Below are 24,912 nucleotides of genomic sequence, written 5' to 3' on the forward strand. Positions count from 1 at the left end.
GTCAGTTGTCTCCTCAGAGGCCTTCGCGCGAGCGGCGTGCCAGCTCGGCATCGGTCTGGTTCGAGGTCGCGACGTGACCCGTGAGCGGGAGGACCCGCTCATTGATCGCGTCGATCAGCCACTCGGGCTGCGGGAAGAAGACCTTCTCCAGCTCGGCGGCGGGGGTGATCACGTTGCGGGAGCCCACGACCGTGACGGGCGCGTCGAGGTGATCGAACGCGAGCGTCTGGATCTGCGACGCCACCGTGTGCAGGAAGGACCCACGGTCGACGGCGTCGGAGGTGAGCACCAGGCGGCCGGTCTTCTTCACCGAGGCGACGATCGGGTCGAGGTTCAGCGGCGCGACGAAGCGCAGGTCGATGACCTCGGTCGAGATGCCGTACTTCTCCTGCAGGATGTCGGCGGCCTCAATGACGCGGTACAGCGTCGGGCCGACGACCGCGATCGTCAGGTCGGTGCCCTCGCGGCGGACGACGGGCTCACCCTCGGGGACCTCGTAGTAACCCTCCGGAACGCCACCGGGCTCGAACTGCTCGGCCACGTCGTAGAGGAGCTGCGACTCGAAGAAGACCACCGGGTCGGTGCCGCGCAGGGCGAGGTTCATCATGCCCTTGGCGTCGTACGGGGTGGCCGGGTAGTAGACCTTGAGCCCGGGCATGTGGGCCACGAGCGCGGCCCAGTCCTGCGAGTGCTGGGCGCCGTACTTGGAGCCGACGGAGACGCGCATGACGAGCGGCATCTTCAGCAGGCCGGCAGACATCGCCTGCCACTTCGCGGCCTGGTTGAAGATCTCGTCGCCGGCGCGGCCGAGGAAATCGCAGTACATCAGCTCGACCAGCGCGCGGCCGCCCGAGAGTGCGTAGCCGACGCCGGCACCGATGATGGCGGCCTCGGAGATGGGCGAGTTGAACAGGCGGTGGTATGGCAGGAGCTCCGTCAGGCCGCGGTAGACGGCGAACGCGCCACCCCAGTCACGGTTCTCCTCGCCCCAGGCCGCCATGGTCGGGTCGGTGGCGAAGCGGTGCGCGATGGCCTCGAACAGCGCATCGCGGTAGGAGTAGGCCTTCGCCTTGGAGACGGGCTTGCCGTTCTCGTCGGTGGCCTTGCGGACCTTGGCCTTCAGCGACTTGACGCGGGCGTTCTCCTCGAGCGGCTGCAGCAGCTCGACCTCGGCATCGGAGAGCTTCTCCTCGTTGCCGTTGGAGTAGATGACCGACTCGATGAAGTCGATGCCGACGCGGGGGCTGGACTCCTCGTCCTTGGTGGCCAGCGCGATGACCTTCGTGAGACGGTCATCGAACTTCGCCTGGATGTCGTCGACCTCGCCCTGCGACAGGACGCCGTTCTCCACCAGGTACGCGGCGTAGTTCTTGAGGCCGTCGTGCTGCTCCCACAGCTCGACCTCGTCGCGGGTGCGGTAGCTGGAGGCGTCCGACGGCGAGTGGCCCGAGAAGCGGTAGGTGATGGTGTCGGTGAGGACGGGGCCCCGGCCGGCTGCCAGCAGACCGCGCTTGCGGATGACCGAGTCGGCGACGGCGAGCGGGTTGAGGCCGTCGACGCGCTCGGAGTGCATGCCCTCGGGGTTCACGCCGAGGCCGACGCGGGCCAGGATGTCGTAGCCCATGGTCTCGCCGGAGGTCTGGCCGCCCATGCCGTAGAAGTTGTTGAAGAAGTTGAACCAGATCGGCGGGTTGCCCGAGACGCCGTCGTTCCACAGCGTGCGGAACTGGTCCATGGAGGCGAAGCCCATGGCCTCCCAGACCGGGCCACAGCCCATGGAGGCGTCGCCGATGTTGGCGATGACGATGCCGTCCTCGCGGTTGATCAGCTTGAACAGGGCCGAGCCCAGCGCGATGTCGGCCGAACCGCCGACGATGGCGTTGTTGGGCATGGAGCCGAAGGGGGCGAAGAAGGCGTGCATCGAGCCGCCGAGGCCGCGGTTGAAGCCGGCCTTGCGGGCGAAGGTCTCCGCGACGGTGCCGTAGAGGATGAAGTTCTCGGCCAGCTCGGTGAGGTTGTCGTAGCCGATCTGCTCGGCGAACGACAGCGTCTCGCCGTCGAGGAAGGACTTCATGATGTTCTCGAGCTCGGGGCCCTCCAGCTTGCGGGAGGCCGAGTAGCACTTGGCGAGGATCTCGCCGTGGCTACGGTGCGAGCCGAACAGGAAGTCCTGCGGGTCGAGCTGCGAGGCCTGGCCGACGACGGCTGACTCCTGGCCGATCGACAGGTGCGCGGGACCGCGATGGTTGTACTCGACGCCGTTCCAGGCGCCGGTCGTCTTGATGGAGTTGAGCATGGTCTCGAACTGCCGCACGGCGATCATGTCGTGCAGGATGTCGATGAGGCCCTGCTTGCCGTGGATCTCCAGCTCGCGGGCGAAGTTCGGCTCGTAGGCGTTGACTGGGATCTCCGGAGCCGTGATCACCGAGCGGGCGCGGACGTTGCTCGGGTCGACGATGAGATTGCGTGGCATTGGGTGTGTTCTCCTAAATCTGTGCTCAGGCGTTGACGGCCCAAGCGGCCTCTCGGATGAGTTCGCTGACGGTGGGGTGGGGGAAGACGACCTGACGCAGGTCGGTCACGTTGAGCTCGCTCTCCAACACGACGGAGGCGCCCCAGATCATCTCGGAGGCGTAGCTGCCCAGCACGGTCAGCCCGAGGACCTGCAGGGTGTCGGCGTCGTAGACGAGCTTGGCTGCGCCGGGCGCCTTGAGGCCGTTCTCCGCGACGAAGCGGCCCGACATGTAGCCGGGAACGGTCACCGACTTCGCGTTGTGGCCCGCGGCCCTGGCTGCCTCCTCCGAGTAGCCGATGCCGGCCGCCTCGGGGTTGGTGTAGACGGCCCACGGGATGGTGTTCCAGCGCATGACCTCGCCCTTGCGGTGCGCGTCGGCGTCGAGGATGTTGGCCACCGCGATCTCGCCCATGCGGTAGGCGGCGTGGGCCAGCAGTGAACGGCCGGTGACGTCACCGACGGCCCAGACGCCGGGCAGGTTGGTGCGCATCCTGTCGTCGACCACGACGCCCTTGCCGGAGAACTCGAGCCCGGAGGCCTCGGCTCCCCAGCCCTGGACGGCGGGACGACGCCCGACGGCCATGAGCACGACGTCGGCCTCGACCGACTGCTGTGCGCCGTCGGCCGTGGTGAAGGCGACGGTGCCGCCGTCGATGCCGGTGACCTTGCAGTTCAGGTTGAACGTGACGCCGTCGAGCCCCTTGCGGAGCTGTCCGGCGATCTCGGCGTCCATGAACGGCGCGATCTCCGGGAGCATCTCGATGACGGTGACCTCGGAGCCCAGCATCGCGAAGAGGCTGGCGAACTCCAGCCCGATCACGCCGCCGCCGATGACGGCCAGGCGGGCGGGGATCGACTCGATGGCGAGCATGCCGGTCGAGTCGATGACCTGCGGGTTGTCCTGCGCGCCCGGGATGGGCGGCATGACGGGCACGGAGCCGGTGGCGAGGATGACGTGGTCGGCGGTGTGGGTGGCGCCGTCGACGCTCACCCGGCCCGGACCCTCGAAGGTGCCGTAGCCCTTGACGACGGTGACGCCGGCCTTCTTCTCGGCCGCGCCGACGCCGCCGACGAGGGCGGCGACGGTCTGCGCCTTCCACTTCTGCATCTGCGTCCAGTCGACGCTGACCTCGCCGGCGTTGACGCCGAGCTGGGTCCCGTGGAGGGCGTGCTCGTAGGTCTTGGCAGCGTTGAGCAGGGCCTTGGTCGGGATGCAGCCGACGTTGAGGCAGGTGCCGCCCAGCGAATCGGCCTCGATCAGCAGCACGTTCTTCTTGGCGTGGCCGAGCCTCTCGGCGGCGATGTAGCCGCCGGGGCCGCCGCCCAGGACGATGACGTCGTAGTGGGTCATGTCGCGTTCCCCTCTCAGCCCAGGACCGTGACGTCGATGTTCTCGACGTAGCTGGCCAGGTCCTGCAGGAAGCGGGCCGCGTCGGCGCCGTCGATCACGCGGTGGTCCGCGGTGAGCGAGAAGCCGATGCGCTGCTCGACCCCGAACGAGCCGTCGGCGTTGACGACGGCGCGCGGGAAGATCGCGTCGACGCCGAGGATGGCGACCTGCGGCACGTTCAGCAGCGGCGTGAACGACTCGATCCCGAAGCCGCCGAGGTTCGACACCGTGAAGGTGGCGCCGCTCAGGAGATCGGGGTTGATGTTGCCGGCGATGGCCTGCTGGGCCAGGTCCTTGCTGACGGAGGAGAACTCACGCAGCGACATCTGCGAGGCGTTGCGCACCGTCGGGACCAGAAGCCCGCGCGGGGTGTCGCAGGCGAAACCCATGTGGACCTGCTCGAAGACGGTGTAAGCGCCGTCGCTCAGGTGCGCGTTGTGGTTGGTGTGCTTGGCGGCGGTCTTGACGGCCGCGAAGCCGACGAGGTCGCCGATGGTCACGCCGGCCAGGCCGAGCTCGGCGGGCGAGTTCTTGAGCCGCTTGCGCAGCGCCAGCAGCCCGGCGGCGTTCGCCGTCGAGGTGTAGGTGAGCTGGGCGGAACTGGCCAGCGAGTACATCATGCGGTCGGCGATGGTCTTGCGGATGCCCTTGAGCGGCGTCGCGGTCGATGCGCCGGGGAACTCGCGCTGCCCGGAGGTCACGAAGGCGGGCGCGGCGGAGGCGGTCTCGACGGCGGCGGGCGCGGTCAGGTCGCCGGTGGTGACCCGGCCACCCAGCCCGGTGCCCTGCGCGGCGGCGCCGTGGGCTCCTGCGCGGGCTGCGCCACGGGTGGCGTCGGCCAGCGCGGCCTTGACGTCACGCTCGATGACGCGTCCGCCGGGGCCGGAGCCCTCGGCGACGGCGGCGATGTCGAGGGAGTTGGCGGCGGCCAGGCTGCGGGCGCGGGGGCTCGAGGCTCCGGTGGCGGCGGCACGCACGACCGCGGTCGCGTCGGCGGCAGCGGCCTCTGCGGCGACGGCCTCGGCGGCGGCCGGGGCGGCCTCGGCCGCCTCGTCCTCGCCGTCCCAGCCGGCGGCGGCGAGCGCGGGGGCGGGATCCTCACCGGCGGCGCCGACGACCAGCAGCGGCTCCTTGACGGGGACGTCGTCGCCCTCGTCCCAGAGGATGGCGAGCACGGTGCCGCCCGCGGTCGCGGGGACCTCCATGGAGGCCTTGTCGGTCTCGACCTCGCAGACGATCGCGTTCTCCGCGATCTCATCTCCGACCTTGACCTGCCACGACACGATCAGGCAGGACTCCACCGAGTTGCCGAGCTGCGGCATCACTACGACGGTTGCCATGTAGCTGAACCTTTCTTCCTGGGTTAGACGAGGCACACGCGCGTGTGCTCTTGCAGTGCCTTGACCGCCTCCGCGGGCAGATCGGAATCAGTGATGATCCCGGTGAGCCGGTGCAGGGGCAGAAAACTGACGAATCCGGCCTGGCCGAACTTGGTGGAGTCGGCCACGAGCCAGGTCTCCTCCGCGCGCTCGCTCATCAGCGAGGCGACCTGGGCGCCTTCGACGAAACGCGTCGTCAGGCCCCGTTCCGGCGAGAAGCCGTCGGTGCCGACGAAGGCGATGCGGGTGTTGAAGTCGGCGATCGCCCGCTCTGCGGTCGGGCCGACGAACGACTCGGACTCGCGGCGGAACACGCCGCCGGTCAGGATCACGTTGAGGGCCGGGTTGGCGCGGGCCGAGTTGAACGCCAGCGCCGAGTTGGTGACGATCTGGACCCCGCGGCGGCCACCGAGGTAGCGCACGATGGTCGCGGCCGTCGTCCCGGCCTCCATCATGACGGTGTCCTCGTCGGCGATCATCGACGCCGCGAGCTGCGCGATGCGCTGCTTGACCTCGACGTTGATCTGTTCGCGCTGGACGACGGACTTCCAGTTCGTGGGCCGCGCGCCGCCGCGGGTGCGCACGAGCATCCCCTGCTCCTCGAGTGTGCGCAGGTCGCCGCGGATGGTGACCTCGGAGACGCCGAGATCGGCAGCGAGCCCGGCGACCGTCAGGGCGCCGTCGACGTTCAGGCGCGCCATGATCTGGTGCTCACGCTGGTGTCGTTCGACGGTCATTGTCGGGCGGCTGCTTTCGTTAAGATTACGAACTGCTTTCGTTCAACCACCATACGGCGTCACCATCGCCGGGTCAGCCCCGGGGGGCAGGTCTGAGCATTTGCTCAGATTGGGTCCTAGGCTGCCTCCAGGACCACCACGGATGGACAGGAGACAACCGGATGTCGCGCGCCACCCCCTCATCCGCATTCGAGGCGCCCCATGCCTGAACGCCGTCCGCGCATCACACGCCACCGACGCGGGCGCCGGTTCGTGTACCGCGTGGGCCACCGACAGGTCCGCCGTCGCGAGGAACTCCTGCGGATCGCCCGGCTCGCGATCCCGCCCGCGTGGAGCGACGTCGAAATCTCCCGCTCCCCGTCGGCCAAGGTACTCGCCAGAGGGCGCGACGCCGAGGGGCGCACGCAGCGCATCTACAACCCGGCCTTCCGCCGCCGTCAGGAACGCAGGAAGTTCGAGCGGCTTCCGCGCTTCGGTGAGGCCCTCCCTGCACTACGCGCCCAGGTGGAGCGCGACCTGTCACGCCGGCACCTGGGCCGCAAGCGGGTCACCGCTGGCGCGGTCCGGCTCATCGGCGGAGAGCTGCTGCGCGTAGGGAACGCCAGGTCGGCCGAGCAACGTGGCAGCTACGGGGCGACGACGCTGCAGCACCGGCATGTGCTGCTCACCTCGCGGACGGTGCGGCTGGACTTCACCGGGAAGAGCGGCCAGCGTCACCAGCGCACGGTGCGGGATGCACGGCTCGCCAGGCTCCTACGCAGGCTCGCCGAAGGCCCGGGGCCAGAACTCTTCAGATTCGAGGACGAGGCCGGCGTGACGCATCCCCTGCGCAGCAGCCACATCAACGCCTACCTGGCCCGCCATCTCGGCGAGGAGTTCACGGCGAAGGACTTCCGGACCTGGGGTGGCACCGTCGTCGCCGCGGCAACCCTGCTGGGTACAGAGTCCGGGGAGTTCGAGAGCCCGGCCTCCCGCGCCGCTGCCCTGCGCGCAGCCGTCTCCGCCGCCGCCGAAAAGCTCGGCAACACTGTCGCGGTCACCCGGTCATCCTATGTCGATCCCCGCGTCCTGAAGGCTGTCGAGCACCCGGCCGTGCTGGACGAGGTGCGGCGAGCCAGGGCACGGATGCGTGACCGTCGGCACTTCCCGGTCGACGAACAGGCGACGCAGGCGCTCCTCGCGGCGATGGAGCATCCCCGGGGCTGAGGGGGTGCGGACAGGCACATGGCCGGGCCTCCTCACGGAGACCCGGCCGGCGATTCAGGCTAGCGGCGGTCGTCGCGGTCGGTGGTCTGGTTGGCGTCTGCCTCCAGCTCCTGCCGCGTGCCCTCGGACTGCAGCCGCTCGTCGTCGGTCATGTCGCCGAACTTCTGCTTCACCTTGCCGGCGAACTCGTTGGTTGCATCCTCGACCTTGTCCCCCGCCGTGCGGTCATGTCCCTCACCCTGGCGCACGCCTGTCTCACGCTCGAGCTCCTCGGTCAGGTCGGCGTGTCCCTGGCCGGGACGGTTCTCATCGCGGGGGTAGGTGGTCATGGTGACTCCTTCGGTTGGTTGCCTCCCCCGTACCCGATGCCCGTCCGCGCAAACGGGGAGGGCGGTCAGGCCCGGTTCGCGCCCGCCCAGGTCAGGGCCGCGCCGACGGTGGCGAACCCGACCCCCAGCAGCAGCAGGGACGGCACCCCGGCCGATTGCAGGACCAGGCCTCCCGCGAGGGAACCGACGACGCTGCCGGCCGTGGCCGTCATCGTCATGTAGGCCTGTCCCTTGACCCTCTCCGAGGGAGGGAACAGTCGGTTGATGTAGTACACGGAGGCGGGGACCAGCAGCCCGAACGCGGCGAACTGGAGCGCCTGGGCCAGGTAGATGCCGAGCAGGTTGGGCGCGAGGTACGTCGCCAGTGCCTTGACGGCGAAGGCGACGCCCGACACCACCAGGAGCAGGCCCGGCGTCCAGCGGGCGACGATCCGGTTCCACAGCCCCATGGTCGGCAGTTCGGTCAGCGCCGCGATCATGATCGCCACACCCATGGCGGACGCGGCGGCGCCGTGGAAGGACACAAGCTGGAACATGAAGCCGTTGAGGAGGTTATGGCTGGCCATCGCCAGCGTCAGTCCCGCCAGGAGCAGGACGAAGCGGGCCCGGTCACCCGACGTGCGGGCCGCGACCACGGCACCCGAGGCTGCGGCGTGGTGGTCGCCGTCATGGGAGCCGCCGTCGGAACGCACCACGAACGTGCCCGCCGACGCGATGAACACGGCCAGCACACCGAGCATGATGAGCGGGATGGCCGTCTCGGAGGTGGCCTCCACGACGCGGCCGGCCACCGCGGCGATCAGCGCGAACGCCAGCGAGGCCGCGGCGCGGGCCAGGCCGAAGTTGAGCCGGCGGCCGACGTTGAGGGCGTCCATCCCGACGGCGTTGACCAGCGGTTGGACCACCTGGACGGCGGCGATGAGGAACCCGTAGACCAGCGACGTCACCAGTCGGCTGCCGCCGGGAACCAGCAGCAGGACGGCGGCCGCGGCGAGGACGAGACCCAGCACCACGATCCAGACCCGCAGCGGGCGCCGTGAGCGTTCGGCCGCCCCGGCCAGGACGGGCTGGGCCACGGCCGACAGAAGGCCGGCGACGGCAAGCACGATGCCGATCTCCGCATTGCTGATCCCGCCGGCCAGCATGTAGACGCTGGCGAAGCTGATGACCAGGCAGAACGTGCCCCAGTACGAGGACTGCAGGAGGGCATAGCGGGCGGTCAGCACCGGCCCATCCTCCCACGGGCCTCTCGGCCCCCTCGCGTGTCGGGACGCAGCCGCGGTTCAGGCGTCGGCGACGGGCAGCCCTGCCTCGCGCCAGGCCGTGAACCCGCCGGCGACGTGCGTGACGTCGGTGCGCCCCATCCGCACGAGGGCCTCGGCCGCGAGCGCAGAGCGCCAGGCCGAGGCGCAGTAGAGGACGAGCCGGCGCCCGTCGTCGAGTTCGGGCCGGTGGTAGGGGCTGGCCGGGTCCACCCAGAACTCGAGCATCCCGCGCGGCGCGCGGTAGGCGCCGGGGATGATGCCGTCGCGCTTCCACTCCGCCGGCTCCCGGATATCGACGAACAGCGCGGAACCGTCGCGGTGAAGGACGGCGGCCGCGTCGAGCGGGAGCGGTGGCGCCACCGAGTTGGCGGAGGCGACCAGGTCGGCCGCGGATCGGAGCAGGGGGTCTCCCGGGGTGCGGGTCATGGCGGTCCTCCTCGCCTCGGGTGCGTTACCCGCAGCGTAACCGCGAGGGCGCGCGAAAGGGGGCGGCCCGCAGGCCGCCCCCTCTCGTCTCGCTAAGCCGGGATCACTCGGTGATGACCACGGTGTCGAAGTTGGGCCGGTTGGTGGCCGGCAGCTCCAGCCCCGTGACGCCCTTGCGGTACGCGACGTTCGCGCGGATGTCGACGGGCCACATGCCGGGGCATCCGCCCAGAGGATGTCGATGGCCTGGGCGTACAGGTCCTTGCGCTCGTCCTGGTCCAGCGACGCGCGAGCGTCGGCGAGGATCTTGTCGAGCTCGGGGTTGCAGTAACCCATGCGCTCCGCGGCGCAGGTGTAGAGACGGTTCAGCGTGTAGTCCGCGTCACCCGTCGGGGTGGCGTTGGTCTGCATGTTGAGGTCGAAGTTCAAGGTGCCGAGGTCCTCGAGCCAGGTGGCGCGCTCCTTCTCGAGCGGCTCGATCTCGATGCCGACCTTGGCCCAGTCGGAGATGAACGCCTTGGCCATGGCCTGGATGTTGGGTCCACCGTTGGTGGGCCACTGGATGCTGGCCTTGAAGCCGTCGGGGGCACCTGGCCGAAGCGGTGCGCGCTCTGCGCACCGAAGCGGCCGCCCTGACGTCCCCTACTGCACCCGACTCGATCCCGGTCGCGCGGCGGGGCTGGACCGAGTAGCCGCCCCGGGATCAGGGCAGCGTCGTCGTTCCGTACACCGACCTCCAGTCGTCGATGAAGTCGTCGACGGCGTGCGTGATGTCGGGGGCCGACAGCGCCTGGCGCAGCAGCTTGGGAGACAGGGTCACCGCGTCGGCGCCCGCCTCGAGCGCGTGGGACACCTGGACGATGTTCTTGAAGCTCGCCGCCATGATCTTGCTGGGGGCATCGAAGCGCGCGATGAACCCCGACAGCGCCTGCAGCGTGCCCTTGGTGTCGATGTCGAGGGCCTGCATCCGGTTGTAGTACGGCGCCAGGTAGTCGACGCCGGTGGCGATCGCGAGGAAGCCCTGCGTCTTGGAGTAGATGGCGGTCGCCGTCACGTTGATGCCTTCCGCCTTCAGGTGGCGCATCGCCGCGATGCCCGCCTCGGTGGTGGGGATCTTGGCGTAGACCTTGTCGTCGATCTTGTCGAGGAGACGGTGGGCGTCGTCGATCATGCCCTGGGCGTCCTTGGCGAGCACCTGCACGTGCAGCGTGCGGTCCGTGCCGATGATCTCCCGGATCCGCCGGAAGTGGGCATAGAAGTCGACCGGCCCTTCCTTCTTGAGGATGGAGGGGTTGGTGGTGACGCCCGTTACCGGGTAGATCGGCGTGAGCCGCTCGATGTCGTCAAGGTTGGCTGTGTCGAACAGGATGTCCATGGCGCCCATTCCACCACCCACAGGCCCTCGACGTGGCTCCCGGCGGCGTGAGCATCGGCCCAGATCGGCTCGGGGCGCTATTCGGCATCGGCTCCCGGGGCGGCGCTGGCTGCCAGGAACAACGGCCAGGAGGTGCGCACGTCCAGGACGCGCATCACGTAGGGGCGGTCGACGACCAGCGTCCTCGGCTCGAGCGGGGTCGAGCCCGCGACGGCCCCCTCTGTCAGCGCCGCGCCGACCGTGCCCTTGGCGCTGACCTGCAGCCGCACCTGCTGGACCCACTGCTCGGAGGCCCCGCCGGGGATGATCCCGCTGAGGTCGGACAGGTCGACGTCGGGCAGTGCCTCGGTCAGGTCGGTCTTCGCAGTGAGGTCGAGGCGTGGCATGACGATGCTGACCTGCGTCGGCTCGGCGGAGGACAGCGCCTCCCCCGCCGCGCGCAGTTGCTCGGCGGTCAGCGACACCGGATCGACGCCTGCGGTCGGGAGGATGATGTCGGCCGCGAGGTTGTCGTCGTAGGGCAGCCGGACGGCCTGCCACCGCTCACCCTCCGCGTAGCGGACGGACAGCACTCCGCCGACGGCGTCGACCTGCGTGGTCCCGTCCGGCCCGGCGAAGTCGATGACGGCCTTGTCGTTGGCGAACGGCTGCCGCCAGGCGGCGGCGAACAGCAGCGCGTCCTGCGTCACCACCTGTGTGTTCGGCGTCACCTCGATGCCGGACTTCTCGATGAGTCCGGCCGTGTGCTGACCCGCCCACGCGTCGAGGGCGGACTGGGCACTGTCGCGGGAGACCTCGAGCGCGGCGGCGTCGAAGTAGCGGGCAGTCGTGTCCAGGAACGGCTGCTCGACCCTTTGCTCGATCGCGACCACCCGGCTCACCTGGTGGACCACCGGCTCGGCCGGCGGCTCGTTGACGTCGACCTGGCCCGGCAGGGAGTCGTACGGCTCGAGAGCCTGCCGCAGCGCGGAGTAGGCCTCGGACCTGCCGGTCCCGCTGAGCCCGAGCGCCTCGTCGACGCTGGCCTGCGAGACTCCGCGGGCCCCCTCGGCGGCCATCGCCAGCGAGATGCTGAGTGAGCTGGGCGACACGACCCGGTTGGGGGCGTCGTCGGCCTGGATGACGCGCCAGCCGAGCGCCTCGGAGGCGGCCGCGGCAGTGTCGACGCCGTCGGTGCTCAGGCCCAGTTGCACCGGCTCGGCCGTGCCGCGGACCGTTCCGGGCTGCTCCCCACCGCCGGAACGGCTCAGCAGCGGCAGCACGACCATGGCCACGACGGTGACGACGGCGATGAGGAGGATCGTGATGACAGAGCCGATCGGCCTCCGGCCGGTGTCGGGAGGAGTTGACATACGGCAAAGCTGCTCTGCGCGGCCAGAGGTGGGGCTGGTGGGGAACCGGCCGCCCGGTTCTGGGTAGGCTCGTGCCCATGCGTGGTGAATACAAGGTCCCTGGTGGCAAGTTGGTGGCGGTCGACGTCGAGGTCGACGACGGGACGATCTCGTCCGCGTTCGTCTCCGGCGACTTCTTCCTGGAACCGGATGAGGCGCTCGAGGACATCAACGCCGCGCTGGTCGGGATGCCGTCGACGGCGTCGGTCGCCGATCTCGCCGCGTCCATCACCGCCCGGTTCGACGCAGAGACCCGGATGATCGGCTTCACTCCCGACGCCGTCGGGATCGCCGTGCGGCGCGCGCTCGGCCACGCCACCGACTGGTCCGACCACACGTTCGACGTCATCGGCCCGGTCACCATGGATCCACGGATGCATGTCGCGCTCGACGAGGTCATCGCCGGCCAACTGGCCCGCGGCGAGATCAACCCGAGCCTGCGGATCTGGGACTGGGATCAGCCGCTCGTCGTCATCGGCTCGTTCCAGTCGTACCGCAACGAGATCGACGACGAGGGCCGGGAGAAGCACGGCATCAACGTCGTGCGTCGCATCACCGGCGGCGGGGCCATGTTCATGGAGCCCGGCAACTGCGTCACCTACTCGCTTGTCGTTCCCGCCTCGCTCGTCGAGGGCTGAGCTTCGAGCGCAGCTACGAGTTCCTCGACCAGTGGGTGATGGGCGCTCTGGCGAAGGTCGGCATCAACGCCCGCTACGTCCCGCTGAACGACATTGCCTCCGACAAGGGCAAGATCGCCGGCGCGGCGCAGCGCCGCGTGACCGGCGGCGTCGTCGTCCACCACGTGACGATGGCCTACGACATCGACGCGGACAAGATGCTCGAGGTGCTGCGGATCGGGCGCGAGAAGCTCTCCGACAAGGGCACCAAGTCGGCCAACAAGCGTGTCGACCCGCTGCGTTCCCAGACCCAGCTGCCGCGCGACAAGATCATCGCCGGTTTCCTGGCCCACTTCGAGGGACAGTACGAGACGCGGCGTCGCGACTACAGCGAGGCCGAGTTGGCGGCCGCCCAGGAACTCGTCGAGACGAAGTTCTCCTCGGACGAGTGGACCAAGCGGATCCCCTGATCCGGAGTCTCAGCCCAGGCTGGGATCGGTCACGACGGCGAGGAACACGGCCCAGCCGGTCCTCGTGTCCAGCACCCGCAGCACGTAGGGCCGGTCGACCACGAACGTCCTGGCTGGCGGCGGCCTGAAGGCTGCCCGGGAGAAGACCATCTCCGTGACGGCGGCTCCCACCGTGCCGCGCGCGCCGACGTTGAGGCGCGCCTGCTGCGTCCAGCCCGTGGCGCGGGCCCCGAGAAGATCCCCGACAGGTCGCTGAGGTCGACGCCGGGCAGCGCGGCCAGCAGGTCCGTGCGCGCCGTCAGCTTCAGCGTCGGCATCGTCAGGTCGACCATCTCCGGCGCCGAGGCGTCCAGGGCCCGCCCGGCCTCCCACAGCTCGGCGGGGCCCAGGGCATGGATGTCCCGGGTGGGGACGATCACGTCGGCGGCGAGGGCGTCGTCGTAGCGCAGCCGCACCGCCTCCCAGCCCGCCGCGGCCGCGTGGGCCACCGGCATCGTCTGCCCGATTCCCTCGAGGCGGCGCCGCCCGCCGGGGCGCGGAAGACGAGCGGGCGGGGGCCGCCCCGAAATGGCCGCTCCCAGCGGGCCCCGAACAGGACCGCGTCCTGCATGACGAGTGCGTCGTCCGGGCTCAGCCGCACGCTCGACGACTCGATCAACCCGGCCGTCACGCGGTGGACCCAGGCGCTGAGGTCGGCCTCCGCGCCGCCGCGGTCGAGCTGGACGACGCTGCTGCCGGGGTAGGTGACCACACGGTCGAGGAAGGCCGGAAGGATCGGATGTTCGAGGGTGGCGATGCGGGTGGCCTGGTGCACGACCGGGTCGGCGGGCGGATCGTCGGGGTCGAGCGTCTCGGGCGACGACTCGTAGCGGCGGAGCGCCTCCCGCAGCGCCCCGAAGGCGGCCGCCCGGTGGGCGCCTCCAAGACCCAGCGCCGCGTCCACGCTCTCCCGCGACGCACCCCGCGCGCCTTCGGCGGCGACGGCGAGCGACATCGCCAGTGAACTGGGCGACACGAGACGGTTGGGGCCGTGGGAACCGAGAGCGGCGCGCCAGCCAAGCGCCTCACTGGCGCGGGCGGCGGCGACGGCATCGGCTGGTGCGGTGATCATTGCGGGCACTCCCCTCGGTCACGCCCATTATGGCGCGTCCGGGAGGTCAGTGGCTTCCGATCACGAGGGATCCGCCTTGGGCCGAGCCGATCAGCAGCAGGAGCACCCCGGTCAGGCACAGCAGCACCCAGACGATCATCGCCGCCCGCACCACCATGCGTGCGGTCACCACCGCCGCCTCGTCCCGGCCCCGCTCCATCGTCATGGCCCGACCTCCTCACCCTTATAGACGCTCTGGAGCACCCATCTGGTTGCACTGTTCTGAGAGTTTCCTGAGAATTCCGCCGGACGGCGGCGCCGGGGCACCCGGCCGACTTGGCTAGGCTGAGGAAATGCAGCGACGCGGCACCCCCTCAGCGATCCGCGGATCTCTGCTGACCAGGGTCTCCGTCGTCTCGCTGCTCGCCTTCGTCGCGGTGGCCGCCGCCGTGCAGGGGACGCCCGGATACACCACCCCGGCGTTCCTCACGGGCCACCCGCCGACAGTGCCCATGCCCAGCGCCTCCGCTCCGGAGACCGCGCCTCCGCAGGAGCCCCTACCCGACTTCGAGCCGAACGAAACGCTGGGGAAGATCCTCGAGGCCGTGGGCATCGTGCTCGCCAGTCTGATCGTCATCGGCGTCGGCTACCTGCTGGCGCGGTGGGTGCGGCGGTTGTGGCGCGACCGTGAACTGCGCCTCAGAGCAGGCTCGGCGGTCGTTGCCCCACTCGCGGACCTGCACGCCGACGAGCCGACCCCCGATGCCCCGACGCTGCGACGCGGGGTGGCCGGTGCCCTCGAACGACTCGACAGCGGAACCCCCTCGGATGCGATCGTCGCGGCCTGGCTCGCGGTGGAGCAGACGGCGGCCGACTCCGGGCTCGACCGCGGGGCTGCCGAGACCGCCGGCGAGTTCGCCGTCAGGATCGTCACGCACCGGTCGACCGTCCGCCGCGACGCCGAGGACCTGCTGCGCCTCTACGAGGGCGTCCGGTTCGGCTCCCATCGCGTCTCTGAGCCCGAGCGCGACGCCGCCCGCACCTGCCTGCGTCACATCGAGGAGGCCTGGCGATGATCCGCCGCCACCTCGGCGCCGTCGTGACCGCCGTCCTGCTCGCCTCCGCCCTGGCCGTCATCGGGGTCGAGGGCTGGTTCGCCGTGGCCTGGGGCGTGGCCGCCGGCGTCCTCGTCGCCGTCGGACGGGCGCTGGTGGACGACGGCGAACCCCCGTGGCCGCCGCGACGGCCCGACGCCCGCCAGCAGACCTCCGCCCTCTCCGGGCTGGCCTGGGGCTTCAACCCGGCGACCGGCGAGGCGGGCCCCATGGTGATGGCGCGGATCCGCCGACTCGCCGGCCGACGGCTCGCCCGCCTGGGGCTGGACCTCGACGACGACGCCGCCGCGTCCGCCGTCGACGCCCTCCTCGGCCCCGGGGCCGCCGCGCACCTGGCCACCCGCCGCCTGCCCATGGCGCACGCGGCCTCATTGATGACCGGGCTCGAGCGGCTCGCCGCCCAGCCACCGACCGTCCCCGACCCCCAGCAGGAGCCCCACCCATGAGCGAAGCAACGCCGGCCACCCAGGTCAGGACCGGCGGACGCCGCGTCCTCGACGCCGTCCGCACCGTCGTCGTCGGCATGGACGACGCCCTCGAACTCGCGCTGGCGACGATCCTGGCGGGTGGGCACGTGCTGTTCGAGGACGTGCCGGGACTCGGCAAGACGGTGGCGGCCAGGTCGCTCGCCTCTGCCCTCGGCCTCGACTTCCGTCGCCTCCAGTGCACGCCGGACATGCTCCCCGGCGACGTCACCGGCTCCTACGTCTACGCGCCCGCGACGGGAACGTTCGAGTTCCGTCCCGGCCCCATCTTCACGGGCCTGCTGCTTGCCGACGAGATCAACCGGACGACCCCGAAGACGCAGTCGGCGATGCTGGAGGCCATGGCCGAGCGGCAGGTCACGGTCGAGGGAACGAGCTTCCCGCTGCCCAGCCCCTTCCACGTCGTCGCCACGTCCAACCCGATCGAGTTCGAGGGCACCTACAGCCTCCCTGAGGCGCAGCTCGACCGCTTCATGGTGCGGCTCGCCGTCGGATATCCCAGCTCCGACGGTGAGGCCGAGATCCTCGCGCGGCGGGTGGCCCGCCGCCAGGAGGCCGCCCACGTCGATCCCGTGCTGACCGCCGCCGAGCTGCTGGAACTGCAGGCCCTGGTCGAACGGATCCACGTCGACCTGGACGTCGCGGCCTACTGCGTGTCGCTCGCCCGGGCGACGCGGGGAGCCCAGCACGTCGCCGTCGGCGCCTCCCCCGCGGTTCGCAGGCGCTACTGCTGGTGAGCCGGGCGCTCGCGGCCCTCGACGGACGCGACTACGTCAGGCCGGACGACCTGAAGCGGGCCGCGATCCCGACGCTCGCCCACCGGCTCACCCTGACCCCGCAGGCCTGGGCGCAGGGCATCAGCCCCGAGGCCGTGGTCCGGACGGTGCGCGACTCGGTCGCCGTCCCGCCGACGGTGTCGGCGCGGGCGGCGGCGCCCGTGGGGCTCGGATGACGGATCCCGCGTCGGCCCCCGGCCCCCGGCCGTCCCCGACGGTGGGTGCGGGCGCCGTGTGCGTCGTCGTCCTGGCCGTGGCCGGCCTCGTGTTCGGCAGGCCGGACGCGGTGGCCCTCGCGGTGCCGCTGGCGCTGTGCGTGCTCGGCGCCCTGCTGCACCGGGGCGGACCCGCACCCCGCGTGACGGTGTCGGCCGAGCCCGGCCCTGCCGCCGACCGTCCCGGCGCGAGGATCGCGGTCGGGTCGTCGTCGGAGATGGTCCAGCTGAGCCTCACGCAGGGGCATCGGCACACCACCTCACTCGTCGTGGCAGGCGACGGGCAGGCGCGGGCAACGAGTCGGCTCCTGCACTCCGGGCCGACGCGTCTCGTGTCGGTGGTGGCGCGGGGGCTCACCCGCGACGGCGCCCTCCGCTCCCCCGTGACGTCGCCCGCCCACCTCGACTGGCAGGCGATGCCGGAGGCCCGGCCCCTGCCGGTGCTGCCGCTCGCACCCCGTCTGGTCGGGCTGCACGGCGGCCACGAGGGCGCCCGCCCCGGCCACGGCGGCGACTTCCGCGACATCCATCCCTTCACGCCCGGCGACGAGCTGCGCCGGGTCGACTGGCGGGCGACGGCGCGGGCCGCGCGCCGCCCCGGGGAGCTGATGGTGCGCCGCACCAACACTCTTAGCGACGCCTCCGTCGTCATCCTGCTCGACAACGTGGAGGAGCTCGGCGAGTCGGTCGCGTCGTGGGGCACCGGCGACCCGGAACGCAGCGGGGTCACGTCGCTGGATCTGGCCCGGGAGGCCGCGCGTTCGCTGGCCGAGGCGACCGTCAGCGACGGCGACCGTGTCGCCTACCACGAGATGACCCCAGGCGGCCGGTCGGTGCGCAGCGGCGCGGGCCGCCGGCACCTGGCACGCGTCACCGCCGCCATCGCCGCGACGGGACGCGGGCACGGGGACACGATGATCCGCCGGGCTCCCCCGATCCCGACGGGATCTGTCGCCTACGTTTTGTCGACCTTCCTCGACGACTCGGCCTCCCGGCTGGCGCTCGCCTGGCGCGCCACGGGGCATCGGGTGGTCGCCGTCGACGTGCTGCCCGCCCCCGACCGGGAGCGCCTCACCGCCCAGCAGTCGCTGTCGCTGCGGATCGTGCTGGCCGAGCGGGCCCTGTCGTTCGAGGATCTGCGGGGAGCCGGGATCGACATCGTCGCCTGGGGCACGGCCGGCGACGCGGCCGCCGTCGACCTGCGGCTGGCCGCGAGGATCCGCCGATGAGCCGCCTCCACACCGTGCGCATCGGCTGGATGATCCCGGCGGCCGTCCTCAGGCTCGGCCTGGCTCTCGTGGGCGCGGCGACGGCGCTGTGGCTGACCGACGTGCAACTGTGGAAGGTGCTGCTGGTGGTCGCCGGTCTGGCGGCCGCCGCGGTGCCACGGACGCCGGCGCCCTGGGTGCTGGTGCTGCTGATCGGTGTCGCGCTGCTGGTCGCACCCGCGTCGGTCGGTTCGGCCTGCCTGGCGGTGCTGGCGGCCCACCTCGCCCACGTGCTGGGGACCCTGTCGTACGAGATCGACGTCCGCAGCAGGATCGCGCTCCGGGCACTGGGCCCGACGGCGACCCGGTTCGTCGCCGTCCAGCTGGTGGCCCAGCCCGCGGCGGTGGTGTCAGTCGTCCTACTGAAGCCGACGAACGGCCCCGGGGAGGGGTGGTTCGCGGTGGCGGGTGCCGTCGCGATCGCCCTCCTCGGGGCCGTCCTGTTGCGGCTGCTCGGGGCCGGCTCCCGCTGGGAGCCGACCCGGATCAGGACTCGGTGGTGGCCGCCGAGACGACCTCTGCGAGCTCGGCCGGCGGCGTCCAGACGCGGCCCTCGTCCCCGACGTAGTAGAGGAACGAGCCGTCGGTCAGTTGCGTCAGCGACAGCGCGGCGCCGTAGCGGTCGACAAGTTGCAGGATGACGCCCGGCTCCGGGAACTCCATCATGTCGGGCAGGACGGTCGTCGAGTCGGCCTCCAGGGAGGCGGCGAAGGCCGCCGCGATCTCAGCGTTGGTGGATAGGCCGTCGCCGAAGTCCTGGACCCGCGTCGTGGTGCCGACCTCACCGTTGGTGGTGAAGCAGGTCTGCGTGCCAAAGATGCGCGACAGGTCGGCCGGGATGACGGTGGCGCCCACCCGGCAGTCCGGCAGTGCCTCGATGCTCACGTCAGTGGCCTCGCGTTGCACGGTCCACAGGCCCTCGAGGGTGTCGAGCCACGCGTCGCCACCCACGCGGTAGGTGTTGCCGTCGCTCATCGTCTTGCAGCCGTGCAGTTCGCCCGTCACCGGATGGATGCTGCCGTCCGCGTACTCGAAGACGACGGTGTACGCCAGCCGGTACTCCATCGTGCAGATCATGGTCTCGATGGGCGCGATCTCGGCCCCGGTGAACGCGGCGTAGGCGTCGTCGACGCCGACCGTCAGCGCATCGAGCGGGCCGGCCGTGTACTCGTCGCCGCACAGCCACGCCTTGGTCGCGCCCTCCTTGAGCGGGGCCGCGTCGGCGGGATCGACAGCGACGCGTTCCTCGACGATGGTCGCGGCCTCCGCGCAGCGACCGTCGACCGCGGTGGACGTCAGCGGCGGGGTGGGCGGCGCGGCGACCTGCGCGGGCCGGTTGAGCAGCGTCGTGCCCAGCGGGACGGCGAGCCCCACGGCGAGCACCGCGGCCGCGACGCCGGTCACTGTCCTCCGGCGACGACGCCGGTCACGGACCTTGCCCGCCCACTCGCCGGTGGCCGGCGGCTCGGGGGTCGCGGTGTGGAACAGGTTCTGGATGTCGCTCACGACGCCTCCTCGGTCAGATGGAGCGAACCGCGCAGGGCAGCGCAGCCGCGTGAGGAGTGGGTCTTGACGGACCCCTCGGAGATGCCGAGCATCTCGGCCACCTCGGCGACCGGGCGGTCGTCGAAGTAGCGGAGCACCACGACGGCCCGCTGCATCTTCGGCAGCTCGGCTAGGGCCCGGGTCAGGTCCACCCGCAGCGTGTCCGGCTGCGTGGATCCGCCGGTGTCGGGCAGCTGCTGGGTCGGCACCTCGCCGTTCCAGCGCCGACGCCACCAGCTGACGTACGTGCGGTACAGGGTGGTGCGCACGTAAGCCTCGTAGGCCTCGTCGTCACCGAGCGCCGCGTAGCGCGTGTACGTCCTGGTCAGCGCCGTCTGCACGAGGTCCTCCGCCCGGTGGGCGTCGCCCGTGAGCAGCCAGGCCGCCCGCCACAGCTTTCCGCCGCGTCGAGTGACGAAGGCATCGAAGTCGCGGGCCTCGCCCACTTCGGTCGGTGCCTCCGGCTCCGCCACGGTGATGTCAGTCATCTCGTCCTCCTCGATAGCTCCAACGCTTCGGGGGTCCGGTTCGGTTGACATGCGTTTCATCCTAAATGCGGACGGCGCCCCGGCCTCAGCCGGGGCGCCGTCCTGCGATGCGGGATCAGGCCAATTCGCGGACCGTCGCCGCGATCCCCTCGGGGCTGGCGCCAACCCGGTCGAGCAGCCACTCGGCCGTGCCGGTGATGGCGAACTCGTCGCGGAACCCGATGCGGCGCAGCGGGGCCGGGTGCTGCTCGGCCAGGACCTCGGCGACGGCTCCGCCGAGGCCGGTGACCAGCGCCTCCTCGACGGTGACGACGCCACCCGTCTCGGCGGCCGCGGCCACGACTGCGGCCTCGTCCAGCGGCTTGATGGTCGGCATGGCCAGCACGCGGACCTCCACACCGTCGGCGGCGAGCAGGTCGGCCGCAGCGAGCGCCCTGGCGACGGTGGTGCCGGTCGCGATGATGGCCGCGGCCGTCCCCTCCCGCAGCGTGACGGCCTTGCCCGGCACGAACTGATAGCCCTCCGGGTAGACGGCGGGCACCGCCATGCGGGACACCCGGATGTAGGCGGGGCCCTCATGCCCGGCGGCCCAGGCGATGACCTGCGCCGTCTCCACCGGATCGACGGGGGCGACCACCGTCAGGCCGGGGATGGTCCGCATCCACGCGAAGTCCTCGATCGAGTGGTGCGTCGGGCCGAGATCGCCGTAGGCGACGCCGGGCGACTGCGCGACCAGCTTCACGTTGTGTTCGGAGTAGGCCACGTCCGCCTTGATCTGCTCCATGGCGCGGGCGCTGAGGAAGCAGCCCGCCGCGGACACGAACGGGATCTTCCCGCCGTTGGCGAGCCCCGCCGCGACGCCGACCATGTTCTGCTCGGCGATCCCGACGTTGATGCTCCGCTCGGGGAACTCGTCGACGAAGGCGTTCAGCTTGGACGAGCCGACGGAGTCGTTCACGACGACGACGACACGCTCGTCGGCCCTGGCCGCCTCGGCCATGGCGTCGGCCCAGGCGTTGCGGCAGTCAAACGTCTGCGCGGTCATCAGTTGTTCTCCTTCGCTTCGAGCCGGCCGAGGATCCCATCGAGCTCGGCCAGCGCGATGCCCACCTGCTCGGCGGTGGGCACCTTGTGGTGCCAGGCCACGTTGTCGCGCATGTAGCTGACGGGGAATCCCTTGTCGGTGTGCGCGATGATCGCGACGGGTCGGTCGCTGCCCGGCACCCGCAGGGCGGGGCGCAGCGCGGCGATGTCGTTGCCGTCGACCTCGCGGACCTCCCAGCCGAACGCGACGAGCTTGTCCGCGAGCGGTTCGAGGTCGTTGGTGTCGGCGACGCGGGCACCCTGCTGCAGCCGGTTCCGGTCGATGACGGCCGTCAGGTTCGACAGACGGCGGTGGCCGGCTGTCATGAACGCCTCCCAGTTGGAGCCCTCCTGCAGCTCGCCGTCGCCCAGCAGGACGAAGGTCCGTCGCTTCGAACCGTCGAGGACGGCGGCGATGGCCGTGCCGACGGCGATCGGCAGCCCGTGGCCCAGCGGCCCGGTGTTGGCCTCGACGGCGGCGATCTTGTTGCGGGCGGGGTGTCCGTTGAGCATCGACTCCGACTGCAGGAACGTCCGCAGCGCCTCCGGGTGGAGGTAGCCGCCGACGGCCAGCGCCGTGTAGAGCGCGTTCGCGGCGTGCCCCTTGGACAGGATCAGCCGGTCCCGCTCGGGATCCCCGGCGTCAACCTGCTCGGGAGAGATGTTCATGACGTCGAGGTACAGCGTCACGAGCGTGTCGGTGATCGAGAACTCGCCGCCGAGGTGGCCTGCCTTCGCGGCGCCGACCGTCTGGACGGCGCGGCGGCGGACCTCGGTGGCGGCCAGCTCCAGGTGGTGCTCCGCCTCGGCGTCGGTGGCGCCGGCCGGGACGCGTCCGAGCACGCGGATCTCGCGGTCGGGCGCGGCCAGCAGCGGCGGGTCGACCTCGTGGAGCAGCCCGTGGTGGACGTTGGTGTCTGCGCTCACGACTCGCTCCGCATGCACGACAGCAGAGCGTCCTGGACGATCCGCTGCGCGGCGATCGCGTCCTGACGGGTCTGGGCGAGACGCAGGTTCTCGTAGTCCAGTTCGTCGAGGGCCCGGTTGATGGCCTTCAGGAAGCGGATCGAGGTGCGCGCCGTCTCGACGGTGTCCTCACGGAACGGGAACTGGTCGAGCTGCCAGACGCCCTCCCAGTTGTTGATCTTCAGGGTGTAGAAGAACTCGAACACCTCGGTGATGTGGACGGTGCCGACCATCAGGTCGTCGTCCCAGCCGCGGAGGTTGTCGTTGACGTCCATGCCCCAGAGCAGGTCGTGATCGATGAGCAGCTGCGCGGCGTCGGCCGGCGACTCGCCACCGTAGAGGGCGTGGCCGAAGTCGAGCAGGACGCCGACGTTGTCGAGGCCGATCTCCTTGATGCCGAGGATGCTGCGGGCGGCAGAGTCCCAGAGCATCTTGACGCGGGGCTCACGCGGCTTGTATTCGATGACGAACTTGAGGTCGGGGTGCGCGGAGGCAAGCTCCTTGAGCCCGTCCTTGGCGAGCTTCCAGATGTCGCCGTGGTGCACCTGGAACGGGTAGTCCCAGCCGTCCTGGCCGGGCCACAGCTTCACGTACTTGGCGCCGAGCGCACGGACGTCCTCGGCTGCCTTGTGCATCAGGTCGATGGCCTGGACGCGGATCGCCGGGTCGGGGTTCGTGAAGGCGCCGCGGCCGAAGCGCCGCAGGTAGATGTCGGGGGTGATGCCGATGGCCTTGAGGTCGGCGGCGGCCAGCGCCTCCTTGATCTCGTCCAGCGTGGCGTCGTGAGAGTAGGGGAAGTTCAGATCGACGTAGCTCAGGTCTCCGACGCTGCCTGCGATGCGGATCTGCTCGAGAGTCGAGACGGGCTCCGCATAGCCGTCGGTGGCGTACCGGTCGACGTAGCTGGCGAAGTTCCAGAGACCTGCGCCGAAGATGGGGGTGGACATGTGCTTCTCCAATGGGTGAGCGGGTGGGTCGGATCTGAGGTGGTGCGGGTGACCCGCGTCGGGCGGGCCACCCGCTGGTGTGTCAGCCCTCGCTGGCGGACACGGTGCGGTGGACGGCGTGGCCACGGGACCGGCCGATGGCGTCGCGCCACCGGGCCCTGGAGGTGGACACCCAACCCTGCGTTGGATCGGGGTGCACCTGGCGGCCCTCTTCGGCCGCCGCCACAGGTAGATCGAGCGCGCGGGCGGCGAGCGCCGCGACGCCGAGCGCGGAGGCCTCCGGGGCCGCTGCGACGTGGAGAGGTCGGCCGAGCACGTCGGCCTGCAACTGCATGAGCAGCGCGGAGGCGGTGGCGCCGCCGTCGGCGTGGACCGTTGTCAGCGCACCGGGCGCGAGACGGTCGACGGCGGCGATGACGTCGCCGACCTGGTGGGCGACGGCCTCGAAGGCAGCCAGCGCGACGTGCCCGGGCGTCGTCGCGCCGGTGATGCCGGCCAGCAGCGGGACGGCGCCACGGTCGAACCAGGGGGCGGCCAGGCCGGTGAACGCGGGAACGAAGGAGAGCCCGCTGCCACGGCCGACGGTGCGGGCCAGTGCGTCGAGAGCTCCGACGTCGCCGCCGGTCAGGATCCGAGCCATCGCCTCGAGGGCGGCCCCGCTGGCGACGATGTTGCCCTCGTAGGCGTAGACGGGGACGTCGGTCTGCCAGGCGAGGGTGCGGGCGACGACCGGCTCCGCGAGCGGGGCGGGGGCCTCGGCGCCGGGGACGGACACCATGATCGACGAGCCGGTCCCGTAGGTGACCTTGCCCTCGCCCGGGCGGCCGGAGCCGTGCAGGTAGAGCGCGGCATGCGAGTCGGCCAGGACGGCGACGACGGGGACCCCCGCGGGCACGGGCAGCCCCTCGCGGGTGACGCCGAAGCCGGCGTCGGAGGCGACGACGGGGGCCAGCACCGAGCGGGGGATGCCGAACCCGGCCAGCAGTTCGGGGCTGTAGTCGAGCGTGGCGAGGTCGAGCAGCAGGGTGCGCGACGCGTTGCCCGCCTCCGCCAGGAACTCGCCGGTGAGACGGTCGACGAGCCACGTGTCGAGGGTGCCGAGCCGCAGCCCGGGGACGCCGCCGTGGCGGTCGAGGAGCCAGCGCAGCTTGGGGGCCGAGAACATCGGGTCGAGCGTGAGTCCGGTGATGTCGGGCGCGATCCGGGCCAGGTCGGCCTGCGCCGGGTCCGCACACCAGGCCGCGGTCCTGGCGTCCTGCCAGCCGAGGACGGGGCCGAGCAGCCCGCCGTCGACCGTCCAGACCGCGACGGACTCGCGCTGGTTCGAGATGGCGATGCCGACGGGAACGGCCCCGTCGGCGAGGCATTCGGCGACGGCACCACACACGGCACCCCAGAGCTGCTCGCCGTCCTGCTCGACCCAGCCGTCGGCCGGGCGGTGGACGTCGACGGGCACGGAGCCGCGGCGGACGATGCGTCGGGTGGCGGGATCGACGAGCAGCGCCTTCACGTTGGTGGTGCCGAGATCGACGGCAAGAACCAACCCGTCGTTGGGCGATACCCGGATCGTCACATCAACCTCGCTTGCATAGATATTCTTCGTTGAATGAACTATACCGGACGATAGTCCGGCGCGCCGACGTGGTCAAGGCTGGACGGGTCACAGTTTGGCCACACGAAGCCGGTTCGCCCAGGCAAGACGAACGAGAGAGCAGGCCTCCCACAGGAAACGGCTGCCGGCTCATGAGGAGTCCACCCTTCTACACGCGCCCAGGCGGGCGGGCGCCTCGGATCCGGGCGCGCCCGTTCCGACATCGCAGACCACGAGCACCCG

General features: G+C 71.1%; 26 protein-coding genes. 8 read left to right on the forward strand and 18 right to left on the reverse strand.

Annotated elements, in window-relative coordinates; genetic code table 11:
* Positions 1–13: 13 nt before the first annotated feature.
* Genes H9L22_RS11700 through H9L22_RS11715 form a run of 4 tightly spaced genes read right to left on the reverse strand, consistent with a single transcriptional unit; the run spans position 14 to position 6,021 of the window.
* Positions 14–2,473 carry an alpha-ketoacid dehydrogenase subunit alpha/beta gene (locus tag H9L22_RS11700; RefSeq protein ID WP_187720079.1) on the reverse strand — a complete coding sequence of 820 codons (2,460 nt, stop codon included), beginning with the start codon at positions 2,471–2,473 and terminating at the stop codon, positions 14–16.
* A 25-nt stretch (positions 2,474–2,498) separates the two neighbouring features.
* Positions 2,499–3,866: a dihydrolipoyl dehydrogenase gene (lpdA, locus tag H9L22_RS11705; protein WP_187720080.1), complete on the reverse strand. Its 1,368-nt coding sequence runs from the start codon at positions 3,864–3,866 to the stop codon at positions 2,499–2,501.
* A 14-nt stretch (positions 3,867–3,880) separates the two neighbouring features.
* The gene (locus H9L22_RS11710) at positions 3,881–5,245 is read right to left on the reverse strand and encodes a dihydrolipoamide acetyltransferase family protein (protein WP_187720081.1); all 1,365 of its coding nucleotides are present in this window, start codon (positions 5,243–5,245) and stop codon (positions 3,881–3,883) included.
* Between the two features lie 23 nt (positions 5,246–5,268).
* On the reverse strand, positions 5,269–6,021 hold the full coding sequence (locus H9L22_RS11715) for a DeoR/GlpR family DNA-binding transcription regulator (protein ID WP_187720082.1): 753 nt from the start codon (positions 6,019–6,021) through the stop codon (positions 5,269–5,271).
* Positions 6,022–6,222: 201 nt separating this feature from the next.
* Here H9L22_RS11715 and H9L22_RS11720 point away from each other — a divergent pair, with 201 nt between their 5' ends.
* Entirely contained in the window at positions 6,223–7,227 is a 1,005-nt protein-coding gene (locus H9L22_RS11720) for a DNA topoisomerase IB (protein ID WP_187720083.1), read from the forward strand.
* A 59-nt stretch (positions 7,228–7,286) separates the two neighbouring features.
* On the opposite strand, the gene H9L22_RS11725 is transcribed toward H9L22_RS11720, so the two are convergent.
* The 5 genes from H9L22_RS11725 to H9L22_RS11745 form a co-directional block, all read right to left on the reverse strand.
* The gene (locus H9L22_RS11725) at positions 7,287–7,556 is read right to left on the reverse strand and encodes a CsbD family protein (RefSeq protein WP_187720084.1); all 270 of its coding nucleotides are present in this window, start codon (positions 7,554–7,556) and stop codon (positions 7,287–7,289) included.
* A gap of 65 nt (positions 7,557–7,621) precedes the next feature.
* The gene (locus H9L22_RS11730) at positions 7,622–8,782 is read right to left on the reverse strand and encodes an MFS transporter (RefSeq protein ID WP_187720085.1); all 1,161 of its coding nucleotides are present in this window, start codon (positions 8,780–8,782) and stop codon (positions 7,622–7,624) included.
* 57 nt (positions 8,783–8,839) lie between these two features.
* Entirely contained in the window at positions 8,840–9,772 is a 933-nt protein-coding gene (locus tag H9L22_RS18945; protein WP_226965819.1) for a rhodanese-like domain-containing protein, read from the reverse strand.
* A gap of 178 nt (positions 9,773–9,950) precedes the next feature.
* Positions 9,951–10,622 (reverse strand): fructose-6-phosphate aldolase, encoded by a 672-nt coding sequence (locus H9L22_RS11740; protein ID WP_187720086.1) that lies wholly within the window; start codon positions 10,620–10,622, stop codon positions 9,951–9,953.
* A 77-nt stretch (positions 10,623–10,699) separates the two neighbouring features.
* Positions 10,700–11,974: a serpin family protein gene (locus H9L22_RS11745; RefSeq protein WP_187720087.1), complete on the reverse strand. Its 1,275-nt coding sequence runs from the start codon at positions 11,972–11,974 to the stop codon at positions 10,700–10,702.
* Between the two features lie 77 nt (positions 11,975–12,051).
* On the opposite strand from H9L22_RS11745, the gene H9L22_RS20460 reads away from it, so the two are divergent.
* Together H9L22_RS20460 and H9L22_RS20465 are read left to right on the forward strand one after the other, a co-directional pair.
* On the forward strand, positions 12,052–12,651 hold the full coding sequence (locus H9L22_RS20460; protein WP_406707786.1) for a lipoyl protein ligase domain-containing protein: 600 nt from the start codon (positions 12,052–12,054) through the stop codon (positions 12,649–12,651).
* A gap of 38 nt (positions 12,652–12,689) precedes the next feature.
* Positions 12,690–13,100 carry a lipoate--protein ligase family protein gene (locus H9L22_RS20465; RefSeq protein WP_226965820.1) on the forward strand — a complete coding sequence of 137 codons (411 nt, stop codon included), beginning with the start codon at positions 12,690–12,692 and terminating at the stop codon, positions 13,098–13,100.
* A 29-nt stretch (positions 13,101–13,129) separates the two neighbouring features.
* Here H9L22_RS20465 and H9L22_RS18960 read toward each other — a convergent pair whose 3' ends face one another.
* From H9L22_RS18960 to H9L22_RS11765, 3 genes are read right to left on the reverse strand one after another with little or no spacing between them, the layout of a single operon-like run.
* The gene (locus H9L22_RS18960) at positions 13,130–13,588 is read right to left on the reverse strand and encodes a serpin family protein (protein WP_226965821.1); all 459 of its coding nucleotides are present in this window, start codon (positions 13,586–13,588) and stop codon (positions 13,130–13,132) included.
* A complete protein-coding gene (locus tag H9L22_RS11760) occupies positions 13,516–14,211 on the reverse strand; it encodes a serpin family protein (RefSeq protein ID WP_187720089.1) in 696 nt (231 codons plus the stop codon). The genes H9L22_RS18960 and H9L22_RS11760 overlap by 73 nt, the downstream gene beginning before the upstream one ends.
* Positions 14,212–14,257: 46 nt before the next feature.
* A complete protein-coding gene (locus H9L22_RS11765) occupies positions 14,258–14,416 on the reverse strand; it encodes a hypothetical protein (RefSeq protein ID WP_187720090.1) in 159 nt (52 codons plus the stop codon).
* A 127-nt stretch (positions 14,417–14,543) separates the two neighbouring features.
* Here H9L22_RS11765 and H9L22_RS11770 point away from each other — a divergent pair, with 127 nt between their 5' ends.
* The 5 genes from H9L22_RS11770 to H9L22_RS11785 are packed head-to-tail and all read left to right on the forward strand — an operon-like array spanning position 14,544 to position 18,010.
* Positions 14,544–15,266, forward strand: coding sequence for a DUF4129 domain-containing protein (locus H9L22_RS11770; protein WP_187720091.1), 723 nt, complete (start codon positions 14,544–14,546; stop codon positions 15,264–15,266).
* The gene (locus tag H9L22_RS11775; RefSeq protein ID WP_187720092.1) at positions 15,263–15,751 is read left to right on the forward strand and encodes a hypothetical protein; all 489 of its coding nucleotides are present in this window, start codon (positions 15,263–15,265) and stop codon (positions 15,749–15,751) included. Before H9L22_RS11770 ends, H9L22_RS11775 begins: the two co-directional genes overlap by 4 nt.
* Positions 15,748–16,527, forward strand: a complete 780-nt coding sequence (locus H9L22_RS11780; RefSeq protein WP_226965822.1) for an AAA family ATPase — start codon at positions 15,748–15,750, stop codon at positions 16,525–16,527. Before H9L22_RS11775 ends, H9L22_RS11780 begins: the two co-directional genes overlap by 4 nt.
* Positions 16,524–16,742, forward strand: a complete 219-nt coding sequence (locus tag H9L22_RS20760; RefSeq protein ID WP_264292441.1) for a hypothetical protein — start codon at positions 16,524–16,526, stop codon at positions 16,740–16,742. Before H9L22_RS11780 ends, H9L22_RS20760 begins: the two co-directional genes overlap by 4 nt.
* The gene (locus tag H9L22_RS11785) at positions 16,739–18,010 is read left to right on the forward strand and encodes a DUF58 domain-containing protein (protein WP_187720093.1); all 1,272 of its coding nucleotides are present in this window, start codon (positions 16,739–16,741) and stop codon (positions 18,008–18,010) included. The genes H9L22_RS20760 and H9L22_RS11785 overlap by 4 nt, the downstream gene beginning before the upstream one ends.
* A 525-nt stretch (positions 18,011–18,535) precedes the next feature.
* Here H9L22_RS11785 and H9L22_RS11790 read toward each other — a convergent pair.
* The 6 genes from H9L22_RS11790 to H9L22_RS11815 all read right to left on the reverse strand — a co-directional run bounded on the left by H9L22_RS11790 (position 18,536) and on the right by H9L22_RS11815 (position 24,651).
* Positions 18,536–19,555 (reverse strand): hypothetical protein, encoded by a 1,020-nt coding sequence (locus H9L22_RS11790; protein ID WP_187720094.1) that lies wholly within the window; start codon positions 19,553–19,555, stop codon positions 18,536–18,538.
* Positions 19,552–20,082 (reverse strand): SigE family RNA polymerase sigma factor, encoded by a 531-nt coding sequence (locus H9L22_RS11795; RefSeq protein ID WP_187720095.1) that lies wholly within the window; start codon positions 20,080–20,082, stop codon positions 19,552–19,554. The genes H9L22_RS11790 and H9L22_RS11795 overlap by 4 nt, the downstream gene beginning before the upstream one ends.
* Positions 20,083–20,197: 115 nt before the next feature.
* Positions 20,198–21,127 (reverse strand): transketolase family protein, encoded by a 930-nt coding sequence (locus H9L22_RS11800; protein ID WP_187720096.1) that lies wholly within the window; start codon positions 21,125–21,127, stop codon positions 20,198–20,200.
* The gene (locus tag H9L22_RS11805) at positions 21,127–22,092 is read right to left on the reverse strand and encodes a transketolase (protein ID WP_226965823.1); all 966 of its coding nucleotides are present in this window, start codon (positions 22,090–22,092) and stop codon (positions 21,127–21,129) included. Before H9L22_RS11805 ends, H9L22_RS11800 begins: the two co-directional genes overlap by 1 nt.
* Positions 22,089–23,078, reverse strand: coding sequence for a sugar phosphate isomerase/epimerase family protein (locus H9L22_RS11810; RefSeq protein ID WP_187720097.1), 990 nt, complete (start codon positions 23,076–23,078; stop codon positions 22,089–22,091). The genes H9L22_RS11805 and H9L22_RS11810 overlap by 4 nt, the downstream gene beginning before the upstream one ends.
* An 82-nt stretch (positions 23,079–23,160) precedes the next feature.
* Positions 23,161–24,651, reverse strand: a complete 1,491-nt coding sequence (locus H9L22_RS11815) for an FGGY family carbohydrate kinase (protein WP_187720098.1) — start codon at positions 24,649–24,651, stop codon at positions 23,161–23,163.
* Positions 24,652–24,912: the final 261 nt, after the last annotated feature.

Origin of the sequence: Tessaracoccus defluvii, assembly GCF_014489575.1 — a bacterium.
Lineage (GTDB): Bacteria > Actinomycetota > Actinomycetes > Propionibacteriales > Propionibacteriaceae > Arachnia > Arachnia defluvii.